Raw genomic sequence first — 18114 nt, 5'->3', positions numbered from 1 at the left:
CCGGCGTAGCGCGATATTACTTGAGCATAGCTTGCGGCAACAAGCGGAGGAAATTCCTTGTGTTCACGATCGGAAACACTTGTTAGGCATAGATTGAGGCCCGTCAACACCGGATTGACGGGCCGCGTGACGTCTCTGAGGCTAAAAGCGGGTGCAAAAGCACCCATATCCGCTCATTTCAGTCCCACGCCGAGGAATTGCGTCGGGCCGAACGGGTCGATCTTGAAGCCCGTCACCTCTTTTGAAATAGGTTGATAAACGGTGGAGTGGGCAATCGGCGTGAACGGCACCTGGTCCTTGAAGATCACCTGAGCGTCCATGTAATCCTTGGTGCGCTGGGCAAGGTCGGTGGTACTGCGCGCCGCAGTGATCAGGTCGTCGAAGGGTTTGTAGCACCACTTCGAGAAGTTGCTGCCCTTCACCGAATCGCAGCCGAGCAACACGCCGAGCCAGTTGTCCGGGTCGCCGTAATCGCCGGTCCAGCCAATCAGGATCGCCTCGTGTTCGCCGGCGTGGGCGCGGCGGATGTACTCGCCCCACTCGAAGGTAACGATATTCACCTTCACGCCGATCTTCGCCCAGTCGGACTGCAGCATTTCAGCCATTAGCCGCGCGTTCGGATTGTAGGGGCGCTGGACCGGCATGGCCCACAGCGTCAGGTCGAAGCCGTCGGGATAACCGGCTTCCTTCAGCAGCGCTTTGGCCTTGTCGATGTCGTAGGGCGCGTCTTTCAGGCTCTTGTTGTAGCCCCACTGGGTAGGCGGCATCGGATTGGTGGCAATCTGGCCCGCGCCCTGGTACACCGACTCGATGATCGCCTTCTTGTTGATCGACATATCCAGCGCACGGCGCACCAGCACGTTATCGAGCGGCTTTTTGGTCGTGTTGTAGCCGAGGATGCCCAGATTGAAGCCCACCTCGCTCGGCATCGCCAGCGACGAGTCGGCCTTGACCGCCGCGATATCCGCAGGACGCGGGTAGCTCATCACCTGGCACTCGCCGCGTTTCAGCTTTTGCAGCCGCACGGCCGGGTCGACGGTGATGGCGAAGATCAGCTTGCTCACTTTCACGACGTCCGGTTTCCAGTAGTCCGGATTACCGTCGAAGCGGATGGTGTCGTCCTTGGTGTAGCTGCGGAAGATGAACGGCCCCGTGCCGACCGGGAACAGATTGATGTCGGAGGCCTTGCCGGCCTTCAGCAATTGATCGGTGTATTCCGCCGACAGAATCGACGCGAACGGCATCGCGATCTGCTGCAGGAACGGCGCATCCACCTGCTTGAGCGTGAAGCGCACCGTGTAGGGGTCGAGCGCCTCGATCTTCGCGATGTTCTTCGCCAGCCCCAGATCGCTGAAGTACGGGAACGGCACCGGATACGCCTTATGAAACGGCTGATCCGGATCGAGCATGCGCTCGAAGGTGAACACGGCGTCGTCCGCATTGAATTCGCGGGTTGGCTTGAAGAACGAGGTGGTCTGAAACTTCACCCCATGGCGCAGATGAAACGTGTATTGCAGGCCATCCGGGGAAACGTCCCACTTCTCGGCAAGCCCGGGTTCGATGTCGGTGCTGCCGTGGGCGAACTCGACCAGCCGGTTGTAGACCGTATAGGAGCCGGCGGTGAACTCGACGCTGGTGGTGTACTGCGCGGTGTCGAAACCGGCTGGGCTGCCTTCGGAGCAGAACACCAGGGTCTTGTCAGGCAGCGTCGCAGCGGGGGCGGCGACGGGTGTCAAGCATGCCGTCGAGACGGCCAGGGTTGTCAATGCGGGCAGGCAATACTGGCGAACTACGAACAGCATGGATGACACTGTCATGACGTTCTCCGGTCGGCAGCCGGACCGGCTGCGCCTTGATCATAGACAGCACAATATTCAGCTTCAATACACGCTTCTACTCTCCGGACCTTGCGGTGGAGCGAGCGCGTCTGCGGCGGCGCACCAAATCGCCTTGCGCGAAGCGGTGGGGGAAATGAACCGCGCGGCCAGCCGGCCGCGCGGGTGAAACACAAGTCTTATGCGCCCGCTCAGGTGCCGGATTACGCGGCCAGTGAACCGCCCAACCGGTCGCAGATCGACTTGGTGGCCGCTGCGTTGTTGAGCGTATAGAAATGCAGTCCCGGCACGCGGGCATCGACCAGACGCCCGCACAAGTCCGTAACCACATCCAGGCCGAACGCGCGAATCGCTTCGCGGTCGTCGCCGAAGCTCTCCAGCCGGCGCGCCACCCAGCGCGGCACTTCCGCACCGCACATCTCGGAGAAGCGCATCAACTGCGAGAAGTTCGTGATCGGCATGATGCCGGGCACGATCGGCACGTCGACGCCGAGCTTACGCGCGTCGTCGACAAAGCGGAAATACGCATCCGCGTTGAAGAAGTACTGCGTGATGGCCGAATTGGCGCCGGCCTTCACCTTGCGGGCGAAGTTCTCCAGATCGTGGCGCGGCGAGCGCGACTGCGGATGGTATTCCGGATAGCCTGCCACCTCGATCCAGAACCAGTCGCCGAACTCGGCGCGAATGAAGCTCACCAGTTCCGACGCGTAGCGCAGTTCGCCCACTTCGCCCATACCGGACGGCAGGTCGCCGCGCAGCGCGACGATATGGCGGATGCCATGCGAGCGGTACTCGTTGAGGATCGCCCGCAGGCTTTCCTTCGACGAGCCGATGCACGACAGGTGCGGCGCCGCCTGCAGCCCTTCCTTCGCCATATCGACCACGGTGTCGAGCGTGCCCTGCTGCGTCGAGCCGCCGGCGCCGAAAGTCACAGAGACGAATTTCGGCTTGAGCGGCGCGAGTTGCGCGCGCGTGGCGCGCAGCTTCTCGACGCCGTCCGCGGTCTTGGGCGGGAAAAATTCGAATGAAAGTTCGAGCGGATTCATGACTCAATCGCCCTTCTAAAAATGAAGCTCACCTCAGCCGAAACTGCGATTGCCGAAGATGAGCGCGGACAGCAGCCATGAAACGATGCTGTACAGGATCGAGCCGAAGAACGCCGACCAGAAACCGGACACTTCGAAGCCCTTCAGCAGCGACGCGCACAGCCAGAAGCACAGCGCATTGACGACCAGAATGAAGAGTCCGAGCGTAACGATCGTAACGGGCAGCGTCAGCAGGATCAGCACCGGGCGCAGCACGGCGTTGATCAACCCGAGCACCACGGCAACGATCAGCGCGGTGCCGAAGCTGCGGATGTGGATCGACGGCACCAGGTACGTGATGATCAGGAGTGCGAGCGCATTGATCACCCAGGTCAGCAGCACGGTCATGTAAAGCTCCTTTTAGGCTGAAAGTCCGGAATCGAGCGGAACAGGCCGGCGCTGAAACAAAGGCGGCTCGCCGTACAGGCAGCGCCTTTGTCTCATGCCGTGACGCCGCGGCGTGCGGCGCGCGCTGCGGTGACAGCGGGTTGCACGCCGCAGCGGCGGCCTGGGCTGGTCTTGCTTAGTAACGGTAGTGGTTCGGCTTGAACGGACCGTTCTTGTCGACGCCGATGTAGCCGGCCTGCTCGTCCGACAGCACGGTCAGGTTCGCGCCGATGCGCGCCAGATGCAGGCGCGCAACCTTCTCGTCGAGATGCTTCGGCAGCACGTACACCTTGTTCTCGTACTTCGAGCCTTCGGTGAACAGTTCGATCTGTGCGAGCGTCTGGTTCGTGAACGAGTTCGACATCACGAACGACGGGTGGCCCGTTGCGCAACCGAGGTTCACGAGGCGGCCTTCAGCCAGCAGGATCACGCGCTTGCCGTCCGGGAAAATGATGTGGTCGACTTGCGGCTTGATGTTGTCCCACTGGTACTGACGGGTCGACGCAATGTCGATTTCCGAATCGAAGTGACCGATGTTGCAGACGATCGCGTTGTGACGCATCGCCTTCATGTGGTCGTGGCCGATCACGTGGAAGTTGCCGGTGGCCGTCACGAAGATGTCGGCCTTGTCGGCGGCGTATTCCATCGTCACGACGCGGTAGCCTTCCATCGCCGCCTGCAGTGCGCAGATCGGATCGATTTCCGTGACCCACACCGTCGCACCCAGACCGCGCAGCGATTGCGCGCAGCCCTTGCCCACGTCGCCGTAACCGGCGACCACGGCGATCTTGCCGGCGATCATCACGTCGGTGGCGCGCTTGATACCGTCGACGAGCGACTCACGGCAGCCATACAGATTGTCGAACTTCGACTTGGTGACCGAGTCGTTGACGTTGATGGCCGGGAACGGCAGGCGCCCTTCCTTTTCCATCTGATACAGACGGTGCACGCCGGTCGTGGTTTCTTCCGTCACGCCCTTGATGTGCGCGAGACGCGTCGAGTACCAGGTCGGGTCTGCATCGAGGTGCGATGCGATCGACTTGTACAGCGCGACTTCTTCCTCGTTGGTCGGCTTGGCGATGACCGAGCGGTCCTTCTCAGCCTTCGAGCCGAGGATCAGCAGCAACGTGGCGTCACCGCCATCGTCGAGGATCATGTTGGCGAATTCGCCGTTCGGCCATTCGAAAATGCGGTGCGAGAATTCCCAGTATTCGTCGAGCGATTCGCCCTTGAACGCGAACACCGGCGTGCCGGCCTTGGCGATCGCGGCAGCGGCGTGATCCTGCGTCGAGAAGATGTTGCACGAAGCCCAACGGACGTCGGCGCCGAGCGCGGTGAGCGTCTCGATCAGCACGCCGGTCTGGATCGTCATGTGCAGCGAACCGGCGATGCGTGCGCCCTTCAACGGCTGCCGCGCCTTGTATTCTTCGCGCGTTTGCACGAGACCCGGCATTTCGGTTTCAGCGATGTTCAGTTCCTTGCGGCCCCAGTCGGCAAGCGACAGGTCGGCAACGAGGAAATCCTGGGAATTTTTGGAATCGATAACTGCGGCGTTCATCACGCCCTCCTTTCTAAGAAATTGACTAGAAATTTGACGTGAGCGCGGTTCGATGGGGCGCCTTGAAAAGCGCTGCGCGCATTCAAGCCGTCCGATTGAAAGCCTCCGAGCCTGGCGGGCGGCCAGCGAATGCAGATTCGCGGTACCCGTCGCAACGCTCCTCGAAGACGAACGGCGATTGTAGCAAATCGAGATGAACTCGGGGTGACGCGGGGCTTGCGAGGAGGCCTGAACGCTTTGCGAGGGTGCGTGGGCGCTTTTTGAGGACGCCTGGACGCCTCTTGGGGGTTTAGGCCGCCCCGGCGGCCGGTGCGTTCAGCGTGCGCAATTGCGCGATGCCGGCCTTGGCCGCTTCGAGAAACTGGCCGGAGAGCCGGAACGACTCTTCCAGATCCGCCTGAACCGGCGCCTGCATGCCGAAGCAGATGCGGAAATAGCGCTCGGCATGGATGCGCGGGTGGTAGTGCATGCGCACCCGCTTGGCGTCGGAGAGACGCGGGTTGCCGAACAGTTCGCGCAGGGCCCACGAAAACGCACCGTCTTCCCCGCCGTTGCGGCGGAAAAACGCGTCCATCGGGAAGCCGCCTAGCGCCGCATAGACCGGCCGGCGAATGATCAGGCTGCTCGGCACCGTATTGCTCAGTGTCGCAGCGTGCGCGTCGAACTGCGGATGCCCGACGATCTCCGCCGGAAAGCCCGCGTACTCGACGTCGAGCCGGATCGAGGCTTCGCCGGGATGCTGTTCGAGAAAGCCGCTAGCGGCCGCAAGCGCGCCGGGGAAGTATTCGTCGTCGGCGTCGATGAAAGCCAGCAGCGGCTGTGTGGCATGCATCGCGGCCCAGTTGCGCGCCCGCGCGGCGCCGCCGTTCACCGGCATCTGCAGCAGACCGATGCGCGCGTCGCGCTCGCCGTAGCGGCGCACGATCTCGATCGAAGCGTCGCTCGAGCCGTCATCCACGACGACGATCTGCGCCGCCTCGGGCTGGATGACGCAGCTATCGAGCGTGCGTGCGAGGGTGGCGGCAGCGTTGTAGCAGGGAATGACGATCGAAACGGGCAACATGGGATGGGGAGAACGGCGCGAAAGCGCGGGTACGAGAGGGGGATCATGATAGCGCGGCGCTTTCAAAGACCATCCTGAAAAGGCAGTGGCGTCGGCGGACGGGAGGCGTGAAGCGCTGGTGACAATCCCCAGGTCACATACGACAAAAGTGCTTAGGCTGCGCCGCAACATAAATATAATGACTCATCATCGTAAAAATCATTCCATATTGGAATTCCGGAGCCTGAGATCGTGGAACTTCGTGCCCTCCGCTATTTCGTCGAAGTCGTGCGCCAGCAGAGCTTTACCGTGGCCGCCGAGCAGATGTTCGTCACGCAGCCCACCATCAGCAAGATGGTGAAGTCGCTGGAAGACGAGATCGGCTCGCCGCTGTTGCTGCGAGACGGCCGCCAGATGGTGCTCACCGACGCCGGGCGCATCGTCTATCAGCGCGGCCAGGACGTGCTCGCCGCGCATGCGCAATTGCAGGCCGAGCTCAACGATCTGGACACGCTCGGACGCGGCGAGCTGACCATCGGCATTCCGCCGATGGGCGGATCGCTGTTCACGCCCGCGATTGCCGAATTTCGCCAGCGCTATCCGAAGATCGAACTGAAGCTGTTCGAACAGGGCTCGCGGGCCATCGAAACGGCGCTGATCAACGGCGAGCTGGAGTTGGGCGGTGTGCTGCAGCCCGTGGACCCCGAACACATTGATGTGCTGCCGATGACACACCAGTTGCTCTGGCTGGTCGCGCGCCGCGGTTCGCGCTGGGACGCGCTGCAGCAGGTGCCGCTCGCGGATCTCGCGGCCGAGCCGTTCGTGTTCTATGGCGAGAGCCTCGCGCTTAACGACGTGGTGCAGAACGCGTGTCGCGCGGCCGGCTTCGCGCCGACCATCGTCGGGCGCAGCGGTCACTGGGATTTCATGGCGGCGCTGGTGCTGGCCGGCGTTGGCATTGCGCTGTTGCCCGCGCCCTATTGCCGGCGGCTGGACGCGACGCAGTTCACCTGCCGGCCGGTCGTCGAACCCGAGATTCCGTGGGAAATGGCGATCGGCTGGCGGCGCAACGGCTACCTCTCCCACGCCGCGCGGGCGTGGCTCGAGGTGGCGCGTGAGACGTTGCGGGCGCAGACCGGCGACGACCTGATGCACTGGCCCGACATCGGTATTACCGGCGCCGCGCCGGCCGGCGTTGCGTCGACGGGGGACGGCGCCGGCCGGGTTTGAGTAGCGCGGCTTACGCTTACTGCTGAGCCTCGACGAACTCGATGCGGCGGTTCGCAAAGCGGCCGCTCGCCGTGTCGTTGCTCGCCACCGGACGCGCATCGCCATAGCCTTGCGCGGTCAACGAGTCAGCCGGCACGCCGGTCCTGATGAGGAACGCCCGAACCGACTCGGCGCGCTTCTTCGACAGTTGCAGATTCGCTTGCGCCCCGCCGACGTTATCCGAATACCCCGCCACCTCGAGCTTCGCCGCCTTGCCGTTATGCGAGCAGGCCATCAGCACCTGACCCGACTGGCGCAGATCGTCGACAGCCGAGGCCGGCACGTGGGCGCTTGCGCTCGCGAAGTTGACGACCTGCAGATTCAGCACCTTGACGACATCGGCCACGGCGCACGAGCTATCCGGGGCAAGCAGACCCTTGACGGCGCTGCGGAACGTCTGCGTCGCGTCGGCCACAGCCTGGTCCACGTTGAACGAGCCGATCTGGTACGACGCGCCGAACAGCGCCTTCAGGCGGTCGAGCCAGCCAAGCTTGGCGTTCGCCGCCGCGCCGCTCAGTTCGATGCGCGCGCCGTCCACCTTCACTTCCGCGCCCGGCAGGGCCAGCAGCGGCAGCAAGGCGTCGATATGCGAGAGCCAGTCGGCCGGCCTGGTGTCCGGATCGACGGTGACGTTCGCGACGAAGCGATCGGCGCCGAACTTCTTCGTCAGCGCGTCGAGCAACGCGGCCTTTTCGGCTTCGCTGCCGACGGTGGCGTTGAGCGTCGGCTTGCCGGCCGGATCGACCTTGAAGGTCAACTGGCTGTCTTTGGTAGGCGCCGGAGCGGCGGCCGGCTGTTGCGCCTCAACGGCGCTCGCGGCGACCGCCGAAGCCGCAACCTCGCTCGCCGCGACGGCCGGTGCGGAAGCGGCTACCGCTGCGGGCGCGGACGCCTCTTGCTGCGCCGGAGCCGCGACGTCCGCCGTCTGCTCATGATTGCAGCCGCGCAGGAACAGGAACGCCAGCACCGCGGCAATCGCGGCCAGCAGCCACCATAACCAGCGATGGGAGCGCCGTTCTTCACGCAACACGGCGTCGACCGGCACGCGCGGCGCCGGCTGGACGGACGGCGCCGGCTGCGCAGCCGGCGTGGCCGGTGCAGCCGGATGTTCGATATGCGCGGAGACCGCTTTCAGTTGCGACAGGATGTTGCCCATGAATGCCGCGACGCCGCCCAGACCCAGCGCCGACAGCAGGCCGTCGTTCAGGTACGGCGCAATTGACGGCAACTGATGGCCGAGCATCGTCGGCAATTGTCCGGCGCCGCCCTGGGCGTCGAGGAAATGGCGCTTCAGAACGCCAAACGGGGTCGCGCCGACAATGCCCGTCAGTGCGTGCGTTGACTGTGCCGGCACGCCGGTTTGCGCGGCGACCGTGTCGCTCAGGCCGTCGATCCGGCGATCCGTCACACGTTCCAGCAGTTGCCGGCCCATCCCTTCGAGCTGGCTCAAACCCGCCGTGGTGGCAAGCAGTTGCGGCAGTTGTTCGCCGATATGCGCGTTGACTTCCGGCGCCATGATCGTGCTGAACAGCGCGCGCGTGCCTTCCAGCGTGGCGCCCTTTTGCATCAATGCGGCGACCAGTGCCGGCGCGGCTGCGCTGATGACTTTCTCGGTTGACTGCCCCGGCAGGCCGAAGCGCGCGGAGAGTTGCCGCACCACGCTGTCCGACAGCGCGAACTGAATCAGTTGAATGACATTAATACTCATCGACTCGTTCCTTGAGTGAGTGAACGCGCCACCTGACACGCTCTTTTTCGCCGCGAGAGTATAGGGGCGTGAAAATCTCAAAAATGGATCGGGAAGATTAATTACATAAATCAGGAATAGCCCTCAAATACCCGTGGAGGACCGCCGGAGTTCGGGCATTTCGCCCCGGCTTACCGGGAGACTTACCTAGGAATGAGGAGAAGATTCAGACAAACGCGACAGATTAATCTGTCAGATTAATTTTCGATTATTCAGGCGCGTCATTCGGATAGTCCGATAAAGCAGATTAAAAGACTGGACACGGGCCGCCATGAGTCAAATAGCCCGTGCTTTATTCCATTCATCCTGTCGTATATCAAACTCGCCGTTGCGCGTAATGGCAGTGACATGCGCCAGCACGTCACCACGCCATCGAGCGGTCACGCATGCGCCCCCACCGCCGCCCCCACCTGCGCCGACGCTCCCGCGCGGCGCGTCGCGGCGATGAACTCCGCTGCCCGCTCGCCGATCATCACGGTCGGCGCATTCGTGTTGCCGCCGATCAGCGTCGGCATCACGGAGGCATCGACGATCCGCAGCCCCGTCACGCCGCGCACCCGCAACTGCGGATCGACCACCGAGGCAGGATCGCTGCCCATCCGGCAGGTCGCGACCGGGTGATAGATCGTGTCGGCATGCTGCGCAATGGTCTCGCGCAACGCCTCGCGGCTCTGGCCCGCATGCGTGTACAACTCCTTGCCGCCGCACACTGCCAGCGAAGGCGCATCGAGAATCCGCCGGGCGATATGCGCGCCCTCCAGCAGCAGGTCCAGATCGCGCGAATCGCTCAGGAAACGTGGATCGATCACCGGCGCTTGCCGCATGTCCGCGCTGGCGAGCGTCACCGTGCCGCGGCTATGCGGCCGCAGCACGCAGACATGCAGCGAATAGCCGTGCCCCCAATGCATGTGGCGGTTGTGATCGTCGACGAGGGCCGCGCAGAAGTGCAATTGCAGATCCGGCCGGTCGAGCGTGGGCCGGCTCTTCAGGAAGCCGCCCGCCTCCGCGACGTTGCTCGACAGCATGCCGGTGCCGTGGCGCATGAAGGTGGCGAATTGCGGCGCCATCCGCGCAATACCGCGCAGCGAAAAACCGGTCGGCTCGATCGACGCCACCCGCTTGTTGATCGTGAAATCGATATGGTCGATCAGGTTCTGGCCGACCTGCGGCGCGTCGTGAATCACCGGCACGCCGAACGATTGCAGGTGCGCGGCCGGTCCGATGCCCGAGCACATCAGCAACTGCGGCGTATTGAATGCGCCCGCCGCGAGCACCACCTCGGCACGCGCTTCGAGCGTTTCGGTACGGCCGCGGCGCACGATCTCGACGCCGCTCGCGCGCTTGCCGTCGAAGGTCACGCGCAGCACCGTGGCGTCGGCCAGGGTGTGAAGATTGGGGCGGTTGTGGCCGTAGATATACGCCTTCGCGACGCTGCAACGCCGTCCGTCGCGCTGCGTGACCTGATAGAAACCGACCCCTTCCTGGTCCTCACCGTTGAAATCGGCGTTGGCGCGGTGGCCCGCTTCGAGCGCCGCCTGCACAAAACGCTGCGAGAACGGATTGCGAAAGCGCAGATCGCTGACGGTCAGTGGACCGTCGCCGCCGTGCCACGCATCCGCGCCGCGTTCGTTGCCTTCGGCACGGCGAAAATACGGCAGGACGTCCGACCAGGCCCAGCCCTGGCAGCCGAGTTGCGCCCACTCGTCGTAATCGAGCGGATGGCCGCGCGTGTAGACCATCGCATTGATCGCGCTGGAGCCGCCGAAGCCGCGTCCGCGCGGCTGATAACCGCGCCGGCCCGCCAGCGCCGGCTGCGGCGTGGTCTCGTAGCCGTAATTCGTCTTGAGTTTGTTCGGCACGACCACCGCCACGCCGACCGGCATGTTGACGAACAGATTGCGCTCCGTGTGCGGCCCGGCTTCGATTAGCGCGATCGTGGCGTCGGGACAGGCGTCCGCGAGACGGCCCGCCAGCGAACAGCCGCCGGATCCCGCACCTACGATGATGTAGTCGTATTGCATGCGCTCCTCCTGATTCGGGCCGCATGGCGCGCGCCCTGTCTCGTGCACACTTGTCTACGTGTGTTTCCTGCGCATTGTAGGGAGCGTTGTGACCGCGTGGCGGGTCCGCGCCAGAGCGATCACTCTAAACGAAACCCGCATCGCGCCCCTATGATGAAAGGTGAACTTGGGGGCGGCTTCCCCCTTGTAGAGGCTACGCAACGCCTCCCGGCATGACATTCAAACGCAGCATCGCACGCGCTGTCTAACGGACACGCGGCACGGCAGACCCCGATAAAACAGCGCCGCCGATCGGCCCCCGGCGCAGATCCGGCGAACGGAGACAGCAGATGGAACGGCATGGCCCCGGAACAACCCACGACGTCACCAATCAGGTTCCGCCACTGGCGAATTACAACCTGTTTGCCAGCGATGCCGCCCTCGCCGCCGCCCTCGAGCGCGACGGCGCCGCGTGGCATCGCGAGGCGCTGCTGCGCCACGGCGCGGCGCTGACCACACCGGAGACGCTCGCGCTCGCCGATCTGGCGAACCGCCATACCCCGGAACTGTTCACGTACAGCCCGCGCGGCGAGCGCATCGACGCACTGGAATTTCATCCGGCCTGGCACAGTCTGCTGTCCTTGCTGCGGCGCGAAGGACTGCACGCGTTGCCGTTCTCCGATCCGCAACGCGGCGCGATGGCCGCGCGCTGTGCCGGCTACTTCCTGCACGCGCAACTCGAGTCCGGTTCGCTGTGCCCGCTCACCATGACCTTCGCCAGCATTCCGGTGCTGCAGCGCGAACCCGCGCTGTTCGAGACGCTGCGCGACAAGCTCTACGCACGCGAACACGATCCGCGCGACCTGCCGCTCGCGCAAAAAACCTCGGCGATGATCGGCATGGGCATGACCGAGAAACAGGGCGGCTCGGACGTACGCAGCAATCAGACCCGCGCTTACGCCACGGGAAGCGCCGGCGGCGGGCGCGGCGGCGAGTACCGGCTGGTCGGCCACAAGTGGTTCTTTTCCGCGCCGCAATGCGACGCCCATCTGGTGCTCGCCCGCACCGGCGATCACGAGGGCCTGTCCTGTTTCTTCGTGCCGCGTTTCGCACCGGACGGCAGCAAGAACGCCGTGCAGATCCAGCGTCTGAAAGACAAGCTCGGCAATCGCTCGAACGCGAGCAGCGAAGTCGAATTTCTCGACGCGTTCGGCATCCTGATCGGCGAGGAAGGACGGGGCGTGCCGACCATCATCGAAATGGCCAACTACACGCGGCTCGATTGCGTGATCGGCAGCGCCGCCTTGATGCGTGCCGCGCTCGTGCAGGCGATCCACCATGCGCGGCATCGCAGCGCGTTCGGCCGGCATCTGGCCGAGCAGCCGCTGATGCGCAACGTGCTGGCCGACCTCGCGCTGGAATCCGAAGCGGCGACCGTGTTGTTCATGCGCCTTGCCCGGGCGTTCGAAGATGCCGCGAGCGCACCCGAAGAACGCGCCTGGCGACGCATCGTCACGCCGGCCGCGAAGTACTGGGTATGCAAGCGGACACTCGAATTCACCGGCGAAGCGATGGAGGTATGGGGCGGCAACGGCTACGTCGAAGAAGGGCCGATGGCGCGCTTTTATCGCGAGGCGCCGGTCAATTCGATCTGGGAAGGCTCGGGCAACGTGATGTGCCTCGACGTGTTGCGCGCCATGGAACGCGAAGCCGATGCCGCGCAGGCGCTGTTCGCCGCGTGGCGTGCGGATGCGCAGGGGCATCCCGCGCTAACGGCCGCGCTCGAGCGCCTCGCCGCGACGCTCAAGGCGGCGCCGGAAACCCGCGAAGCGTCCGCGCGGCGGATCGCGCAGCAGATCGTGCTGACTGCTCAGGCGACGCTGCTCGTGCGCTACGCGCCGACGGCGGTGGCCGATGCGTTCATCGCGACGCGCCTCGCCGACGGCTGCGGCGAGAGCGGGCGCGTGTACGGCACGCTGCCGGCCACGTTCGATCACGCGGCGATTATCGAGCGGGCCTTTCCGGCTTGATGCACCGCACTGGCCTGCACCTCGCCGGTTTGCCAACCGCATCGCCCATCCGCATCGCCCATCCGCATCAGCAAGCCAATAAGCGCGGCCCACCGCGCATCGACAACCATCAAGGGAGTGGACATGAAGAACGATCTGCCGGAGATTGCCGCGCTCGAAGCGCTGCTGCGCGAACAACGCCAGGCGTATCTGCGCGCGCCGTATCCGTCATGGGAGACCCGCGCCGCGCATCTGAAGGCCTTGAGCGCGATGCTGCGCGACAACCGCGACGCGCTCGCCGACGCCATGAACGCGGACTTCGGCAACCGCGCCAAGGAAGAAATCCTGCTCGCGGAATTCCTCGTCCTGAAAGGGGAAATCGACGGCGCGCTCAGGCACGGCAAGCGCTGGATGAAATCCGAGCGGCGCAGCACCAACAAGTGGCTGTTGCCGGCGCGCGCCAAGGTGATCCCGCAACCGCTCGGCGTGGTCGGCATCATCGTGCCGTGGAACTATCCGATCCTGCTCGCCGGCGGTCCGCTGGTGAGCGCCCTCACGGCCGGCAACCGCGCCATCATCAAGATGTCGGAACTGACGCCGCGCACCTCGGCGCTGTTCGAACAACTGATCGCGCAGACTTTCTCGCGCGACCACGTCACCGTGGTCAACGGCGACGCCGCGCTCGCCGCCGCCTTCAGCGCGCAGCCGTTCGATCATCTGCTGTTCACCGGCTCGACCAAGGTGGGCCATGAAGTGATGCGCGCGGCCGCCGAGCATCTGACGCCCGTCACGCTCGAGCTGGGCGGCAAATCGCCCGCCATCGTCGGCCCGCATGCGCGCTTCGACAACGCGGTGGACAACCTCGTCGCCGGCAAAACGCTGAACGCCGGGCAAACCTGCATCGCGCCCGATTACGTGCTGGTGCCGCGCGGCAAGGAGCAGGCCTTCATCGAACGGGCCCGCGCGCGCATGACGGCGATGTATCCGGATTTCGCGCGCAATCGCGACTACACGTCGATCATTTCCGAGCGTCATTTCGCGCGGCTGCAGCGCCTCGTCGACGAGGCGCAAGCGGCCGGCGCGCAACTCCATCCGCTCGCCGACGGCGGCGCCGATGCCGCGACGCGGCGCTTTCCGCTGATCGCCGTGACCAACGCGGCCGACGAGACCGCGCTCATGCAGGAGGAGATTTTCGGGCCGCTGCTGCCGATCGTACCGTACGACACGCTCGACGACGCCATCGCATGGATCAACGCCCGGCCGCGTCCGCTCGCCCTGTATCTGTACGACGACGATGCGGCGACCATCCGGCGTGTCGAGCAGGAGACCATCTCGGGCGGCATGGCGGTCAACGAAACGCTGATGCATCTGGCTTGCGAGAGCCTGCCGTTCGGCGGCGTCGGCGCCAGCGGGATGGGCGCGTATCACGGCTATGAAGGCTTCGCGACCTTCTCGAAGATGAAGCCGGTACTCACCCAGGCGCGCTGGAACGCGCGGGGGCTGATCTCGCCGCCGTATGGCAAGCGCGTCAACGCGCTGCTCAAACTGATGCTGCGGTTCTAGGATTGAAACAGGCGGCGACGCGGGCTCGGGCCCGTTCAGGCCGCCCGCACCCGATGCCTGGCCTGGCCGGCGTTCACCGCCCGATCGGTTCGATCGGCTCGAGCGCGCTCGACGGCGGCTCGTCCGCCGCGCCGCTTTCCAGCCGGTGCAGCCACGCAAGCAGCTCGGCCACCGCCTGATAGAGCTGCGGCGGAATGCGCGCATCCAGGTCCACCTGCATCAGCAGCGAGACCATCTCAGGCGCCTCGTGCACATACAGGCCCGCCTCTTTGGCGCGCTGGATGATCATTTCCGCGAGCAGGCCGTAGCCCTTTGCGATCACGCGCGGCGCGAGGTCGCTGTTCTGGGCGTCGTAGACGAGCGCGGCGGCGCTCTTGCGATGCGTGCGGCTCATCACATGTCCCAGTCGAAATCGGTGTCCGGCGTCGTGGTCGGCCATTGGGCACGGTCCGGGCGGCCTGGGCGTGACGGACGCGTCGGCGGGTCGGCACGCTCCGGACGCGTGGGACGTTCCGTGCGCTCGGCGCGCTCCGTACGGAAACCGCGGCGCGGCGTGTCCGCCGGCGCGTCGTCGGCCGGTGCCGTACGCGCATAAGCCGAGGCTGCGGCCTGAGCCGCGGCCGCAGCAGCCGCGTTCGACGAACCCGCCGGTGCCGCCCCGCCCACCTCGCGAATCGACAGACCGCTCAATTCAATCCCGGCGGCGGCGAGGCGCTGCTTGAAACTTTCGCTTTGCTCCACGAGCCGCGCCGCGCCGAGTGGACTGGCGAGCACCCGCGCGGACAGCCGGTTGCCGGTGAGCGTCAGTTCGGTATCGACGGTGCCGAGCATCGGCAACGACAGCGTGAGCCGCGTACGCCACGGATAGTCCTCCTCCGCGCCGGCCCCTCCACCACCGCGCTCCCACTCGTCGCCCTCCTGCTGAATGGTCCAGTCGAGTTTCGCGCCGGGCCACGCTTCGCCGGTCCAGCGAAACTGGCCCGTGGCGAGCATGTCGAGTTGCTGGCGCACCAGCGGAACCGTCGCGGCATTGATCGCCGCGGCAACCGATTGGGTCGCCTGGCTCGGCGTATCGCTCGTCTGGGTGACGGCCGCATGCAAAGCGGAGCGTTCGGGCTGGGCGGACAGATCGGACAAGGAATTCGCCAGCACTTCCCCGGCGGCGAAGCGCGCGGCCTGGGGCGAGAGGATCGACGTCATCGGGCGGGCCGCGCTGTTCCCTTCGGCGCCGCTCGCGGTCTGCGTGTTGCCGGCGCGGCCCTGCTGCGCCGAGGCTGAGGCCGACGCCGAGCCCGGCTGCGCGCCCGCATCGGCATCGGCCGCCCAGTCGAGCGGCAACTGCGCGGCGGGATCGAGGACGCGGTTTTGCGGTTCGTTGGCGAGATCGGCCGGCGAGAACTGGCCGGCGAGCCACTGCGCCAGATGCGCCTCGTAGAACAGGCCGCTGCCTGCCACGGTCTGCTCGAGCGCGGCGGCCAAGGCGGCTACCGGCACCGGCGACGCGGCCACGCTGGTGGCCGCCGTGGCGCCCGTGCCTGTCGCGCTGGTGGGATTGGCTGTGCCTGAGGTGCCCGTCGCATTCGCGGCGTTCGCGGCGTTCGGATTGCCTGCGAGGGCGGCATTGCCCGCCTCCGCAGCCTGGCCACCTGCCGAATCGAACAGAGGGAGTTCAGCCATCTCGACGTCGAGCGCCGGTGCGGCGGGCCAGATGGGCAACTGGCCGAGAATGGCCGGCGTGACGTCGCCACCGGAGAGCGCAATCGCATTGAGCGTCAGCGCCACCGCCGACAAGGCGGTCTGCGCGGAAGCCGGCGGTGGCGTCGGCACCTCGGGCGCGCCGGGCGTAACGGGGGTGTCGACGTTCAGCGCGGACGCCCCCGCTTGCGCGGTGGACGGCGCGCCGGGAGCGATATTGAGCAGACTGTCGACCCGGCTCGCAAGCAGCGAAGCGATGGCCGTGTCGATTCCGTTCATGCCGGTTCCTTTGGATTTACTACCTTCAACTGCGCGCGGCTAACGCAGTCAATTTATCGCAGTCAAAAAAGCTCAGCGGGCTCCGTACAATTCCTTGAGCACCCGGGCCGGCCGGCCGGCAAACAGCGCCGACAGGTTCGCCATGCGCGGGTTGGCGAGATCGCGGATCGCCGCGTCGTCCGCCAGAATCCGGCGGATCAGGTCGAATTTGCGCGCGCGCTCCAACTCGTCGAGCTTCACCCCGGTTTCCGCGTCTTTCAACGCATCGACGAGGTGCCGGTACTCTTCCTGTAACGGCACCAGATCGTTCCACAGGGCGCGACGGGCTGCTATCAGCATGCGTGCGGAAATCGCTGCGATCGCCTCGTAGCGGGCAAAATATTCTGCGTTCGAAGTCATCTCATACTTTCCGCGGACGGCTGTACCGCCATCCGCGCGATCTCCGGGGCAATCCCGATCCACGCTTCTTCGAGCGTGGCCAGCAGGCGGTCGACCTCGACCAGCATCGCCTCGCTCTGCTTTACGTTGGCTTCGAACAGACGACGCGCCATATAGCTATACAGCGCGTTCAGACGTTCTCCAATCTCACCGCCTGCTTCGACGTTGAGCGATGCCTGCAGCCCGCTTTCGATAATCCGGATCGCCTTGCTGATCGCCTCCCCGCGTGCGGCCACGGCCGCCACGCCACCTTGCTGCAGGTGCATGCGTGCCTGGGCGATGGCCTGGCGGGCGCCCTGATAGAGCATGACGACCAGACGATGAGGATTCGCACCCATCACCCCTGTCTCGACGCCGACACGTGCGTATGCGTTGGCTCCAGCGTGTCCTGGGGAAAACATCGGCGCTCCTCCTTTACTGCGGATTCGGAAAGTATGAGACGTCTCACCGGACGCGTCGTCGCGCTCGGACTCCTGCCTCTACTTGGGTTATCGGATGGGCAACCGAAAAGCTTTAGGCCGCTGTAAGGAGGTTTAAGGCGAATTTGCGTAAAAATCGGCATTGCGGCTTGCAGGCTGGCGGCGCGCCGGGTCCCGGCCGCGGGCCCCCGCCCGCGCACCGCGCACCCGTGCCGGCCATCGCTTCAGACCGACATCTGCATGATGTCGTTGTAGGCCGAAACCAGCTTGTTGCGCACCTGCAGGCCGAACTGGAAGCCCAGGTTAGCCTTCTGCCCGTCGATCATCACGTCGTTCAGCGACACGTTGGAGGCGCCGACTTCGAACGCCTTCGCCTCGCCGGCCGCGGTGTTCTGGTCGTCGCTGATCTTGTCGAGCGACGCCTTGAGCGCCGACGCAAAACCGCTCGAGCTCGCCGCACCAGCCTGATCCACCGCCGGTTCAGTGCCGCCGGCGGCCTGCGCGGCCATCGCCTGCATTTGCTGCAGCGCCGACGAAAGCGCGTTCACGGGCATTGTCATGTTCTCTCCAGAGGAAGGTAGAGCGGCGCAGCGGCGGCTGCCGCAGCGATGGCTGCCGCAGCAACCCCTGCCGATCTGAGCGAGAGAATATCAGCGGCCTTATTTCGAAAGGCCCGAAACTAGGGGGGAAACCCTGCTCTATTCGAGCAATCGGGTTGTCCGTGGCTGCGCATAATTCCCATGGTGAAAGTCTCTGTCCGTGCGCCCGCCGACCCCGGTGTGGCGGCA

Annotated in this window: 15 protein-coding genes and 1 riboswitch; of the genes, 3 read left to right on the top strand and 12 right to left on the bottom strand. The window is 65.2% G+C overall.

Annotated elements, in window-relative coordinates; all coding sequences use genetic code 11:
• Positions 1 to 173: 173 nt before the first annotated feature.
• The 5 genes from BUS12_RS32210 to BUS12_RS32190 form a co-directional block, all read right to left on the bottom strand.
• Complete coding sequence (locus BUS12_RS32210; RefSeq protein WP_074301351.1) at positions 174 to 1817, bottom strand: ABC transporter substrate-binding protein; 1644 nt, start codon at positions 1815 to 1817, stop codon at positions 174 to 176.
• A gap of 221 nt (positions 1818 to 2038) precedes the next feature.
• Positions 2039 to 2881: a methylenetetrahydrofolate reductase [NAD(P)H] gene (gene metF / locus BUS12_RS32205; protein WP_074301350.1), complete on the bottom strand. Its 843-nt coding sequence runs from the start codon at positions 2879 to 2881 to the stop codon at positions 2039 to 2041.
• Positions 2882 to 2914: 33 nt separating this feature from the next.
• Positions 2915 to 3268 (bottom strand): phage holin family protein, encoded by a 354-nt coding sequence (locus tag BUS12_RS32200; RefSeq protein ID WP_074301349.1) that lies wholly within the window; start codon positions 3266 to 3268, stop codon positions 2915 to 2917.
• Between the two features lie 175 nt (positions 3269 to 3443).
• Positions 3444 to 4865, bottom strand: a complete 1422-nt coding sequence (gene ahcY, locus BUS12_RS32195) for an adenosylhomocysteinase (RefSeq protein ID WP_074301348.1) — start codon at positions 4863 to 4865, stop codon at positions 3444 to 3446.
• A gap of 33 nt (positions 4866 to 4898) precedes the next feature.
• A riboswitch (S-adenosyl-L-homocysteine riboswitch) is annotated at positions 4899 to 5034 on the bottom strand.
• 120 nt (positions 5035 to 5154) lie between these two features.
• Complete coding sequence (locus BUS12_RS32190) at positions 5155 to 5928, bottom strand: glycosyltransferase family 2 protein (RefSeq protein WP_074301347.1); 774 nt, start codon at positions 5926 to 5928, stop codon at positions 5155 to 5157.
• Positions 5929 to 6159: 231 nt separating this feature from the next.
• Here BUS12_RS32190 and BUS12_RS32185 point away from each other — a divergent pair, with 231 nt between their 5' ends.
• Positions 6160 to 7137: a LysR family transcriptional regulator gene (locus tag BUS12_RS32185; protein ID WP_074301346.1), complete on the top strand. Its 978-nt coding sequence runs from the start codon at positions 6160 to 6162 to the stop codon at positions 7135 to 7137.
• A gap of 16 nt (positions 7138 to 7153) precedes the next feature.
• Here the strand turns inward: BUS12_RS32185 and BUS12_RS32180 are convergent, their stop codons facing one another.
• Both BUS12_RS32180 and BUS12_RS32175 read right to left on the bottom strand, forming a co-directional pair.
• Positions 7154 to 8884, bottom strand: coding sequence for an OmpA family protein (locus BUS12_RS32180; RefSeq protein ID WP_074301345.1), 1731 nt, complete (start codon positions 8882 to 8884; stop codon positions 7154 to 7156).
• 419 nt (positions 8885 to 9303) lie between these two features.
• Positions 9304 to 10944 (bottom strand): GMC family oxidoreductase, encoded by a 1641-nt coding sequence (locus BUS12_RS32175; RefSeq protein ID WP_074301344.1) that lies wholly within the window; start codon positions 10942 to 10944, stop codon positions 9304 to 9306.
• Between the two features lie 329 nt (positions 10945 to 11273).
• Between BUS12_RS32175 and BUS12_RS32170 the strand changes: the two genes are divergently transcribed.
• Both BUS12_RS32170 and BUS12_RS32165 read left to right on the top strand, forming a co-directional pair.
• Complete coding sequence (locus tag BUS12_RS32170) at positions 11274 to 12953, top strand: isovaleryl-CoA dehydrogenase (protein ID WP_074301343.1); 1680 nt, start codon at positions 11274 to 11276, stop codon at positions 12951 to 12953.
• Between the two features lie 123 nt (positions 12954 to 13076).
• Positions 13077 to 14495, top strand: a complete 1419-nt coding sequence (locus tag BUS12_RS32165) for a coniferyl aldehyde dehydrogenase (protein WP_074301342.1) — start codon at positions 13077 to 13079, stop codon at positions 14493 to 14495.
• Positions 14496 to 14568: 73 nt separating this feature from the next.
• Here the strand turns inward: BUS12_RS32165 and BUS12_RS32160 are convergent, their stop codons facing one another.
• From BUS12_RS32160 to fliE, 5 genes are all read right to left on the bottom strand, one after another.
• Positions 14569 to 14889, bottom strand: coding sequence for an EscU/YscU/HrcU family type III secretion system export apparatus switch protein (locus BUS12_RS32160; protein ID WP_074301341.1), 321 nt, complete (start codon positions 14887 to 14889; stop codon positions 14569 to 14571).
• Entirely contained in the window at positions 14889 to 16469 is a 1581-nt protein-coding gene (locus tag BUS12_RS32155) for a flagellar hook-length control protein FliK (RefSeq protein ID WP_074301340.1), read from the bottom strand. Before BUS12_RS32155 ends, BUS12_RS32160 begins: the two co-directional genes overlap by 1 nt.
• 72 nt (positions 16470 to 16541) lie before the next feature.
• A complete protein-coding gene (locus BUS12_RS32150; protein ID WP_074301339.1) occupies positions 16542 to 16868 on the bottom strand; it encodes a flagellar protein FliT in 327 nt (108 codons plus the stop codon).
• A complete protein-coding gene (gene fliS, locus BUS12_RS32145) occupies positions 16865 to 17308 on the bottom strand; it encodes a flagellar export chaperone FliS (protein WP_074301338.1) in 444 nt (147 codons plus the stop codon). Before fliS ends, BUS12_RS32150 begins: the two co-directional genes overlap by 4 nt.
• A 242-nt stretch (positions 17309 to 17550) precedes the next feature.
• Positions 17551 to 17886, bottom strand: coding sequence for a flagellar hook-basal body complex protein FliE (fliE, locus tag BUS12_RS32140; RefSeq protein WP_074301337.1), 336 nt, complete (start codon positions 17884 to 17886; stop codon positions 17551 to 17553).
• Positions 17887 to 18114: the final 228 nt, after the last annotated feature.

Source organism: Paraburkholderia phenazinium (assembly GCF_900142845.1).
Taxonomy (GTDB): domain Bacteria; phylum Pseudomonadota; class Gammaproteobacteria; order Burkholderiales; family Burkholderiaceae; genus Paraburkholderia; species Paraburkholderia phenazinium_A.
Note: the sequence above shows the minus strand (reverse complement) of the source record. Positions and strands in the feature narration are given on the sequence as shown.

Excerpts from the sequence above, each read along its gene's own strand:
- BUS12_RS32210 (WP_074301351.1), bottom strand. The coding sequence starts at position 1,817 with ATGACAGTGTCATCCATGCTGTTCGTAGTTCGCCAGTATTGCCTGCCC.
- metF (WP_074301350.1), bottom strand. The coding sequence starts at position 2,881 with ATGAATCCGCTCGAACTTTCATTCGAATTTTTCCCGCCCAAGACCGCG.
- BUS12_RS32200 (WP_074301349.1), bottom strand. The coding sequence starts at position 3,268 with ATGACCGTGCTGCTGACCTGGGTGATCAATGCGCTCGCACTCCTGATC.
- ahcY (WP_074301348.1), bottom strand. The coding sequence starts at position 4,865 with ATGAACGCCGCAGTTATCGATTCCAAAAATTCCCAGGATTTCCTCGTT.
- BUS12_RS32190 (WP_074301347.1), bottom strand. The coding sequence starts at position 5,928 with ATGTTGCCCGTTTCGATCGTCATTCCCTGCTACAACGCTGCCGCCACC.
- BUS12_RS32180 (WP_074301345.1), bottom strand. The coding sequence starts at position 8,884 with ATGAGTATTAATGTCATTCAACTGATTCAGTTCGCGCTGTCGGACAGC.
- BUS12_RS32175 (WP_074301344.1), bottom strand. The coding sequence starts at position 10,944 with ATGCAATACGACTACATCATCGTAGGTGCGGGATCCGGCGGCTGTTCG.
- BUS12_RS32170 (WP_074301343.1), top strand. The coding sequence starts at position 11,274 with ATGGAACGGCATGGCCCCGGAACAACCCACGACGTCACCAATCAGGTT.
- BUS12_RS32165 (WP_074301342.1), top strand. The coding sequence starts at position 13,077 with ATGAAGAACGATCTGCCGGAGATTGCCGCGCTCGAAGCGCTGCTGCGC.
- BUS12_RS32160 (WP_074301341.1), bottom strand. The coding sequence starts at position 14,889 with ATGAGCCGCACGCATCGCAAGAGCGCCGCCGCGCTCGTCTACGACGCC.
- BUS12_RS32155 (WP_074301340.1), bottom strand. The coding sequence starts at position 16,469 with ATGAACGGAATCGACACGGCCATCGCTTCGCTGCTTGCGAGCCGGGTC.
- BUS12_RS32150 (WP_074301339.1), bottom strand. The coding sequence starts at position 16,868 with ATGACTTCGAACGCAGAATATTTTGCCCGCTACGAGGCGATCGCAGCG.
- fliS (WP_074301338.1), bottom strand. The coding sequence starts at position 17,308 with ATGTTTTCCCCAGGACACGCTGGAGCCAACGCATACGCACGTGTCGGC.
- fliE (WP_074301337.1), bottom strand. The coding sequence starts at position 17,886 with ATGACAATGCCCGTGAACGCGCTTTCGTCGGCGCTGCAGCAAATGCAG.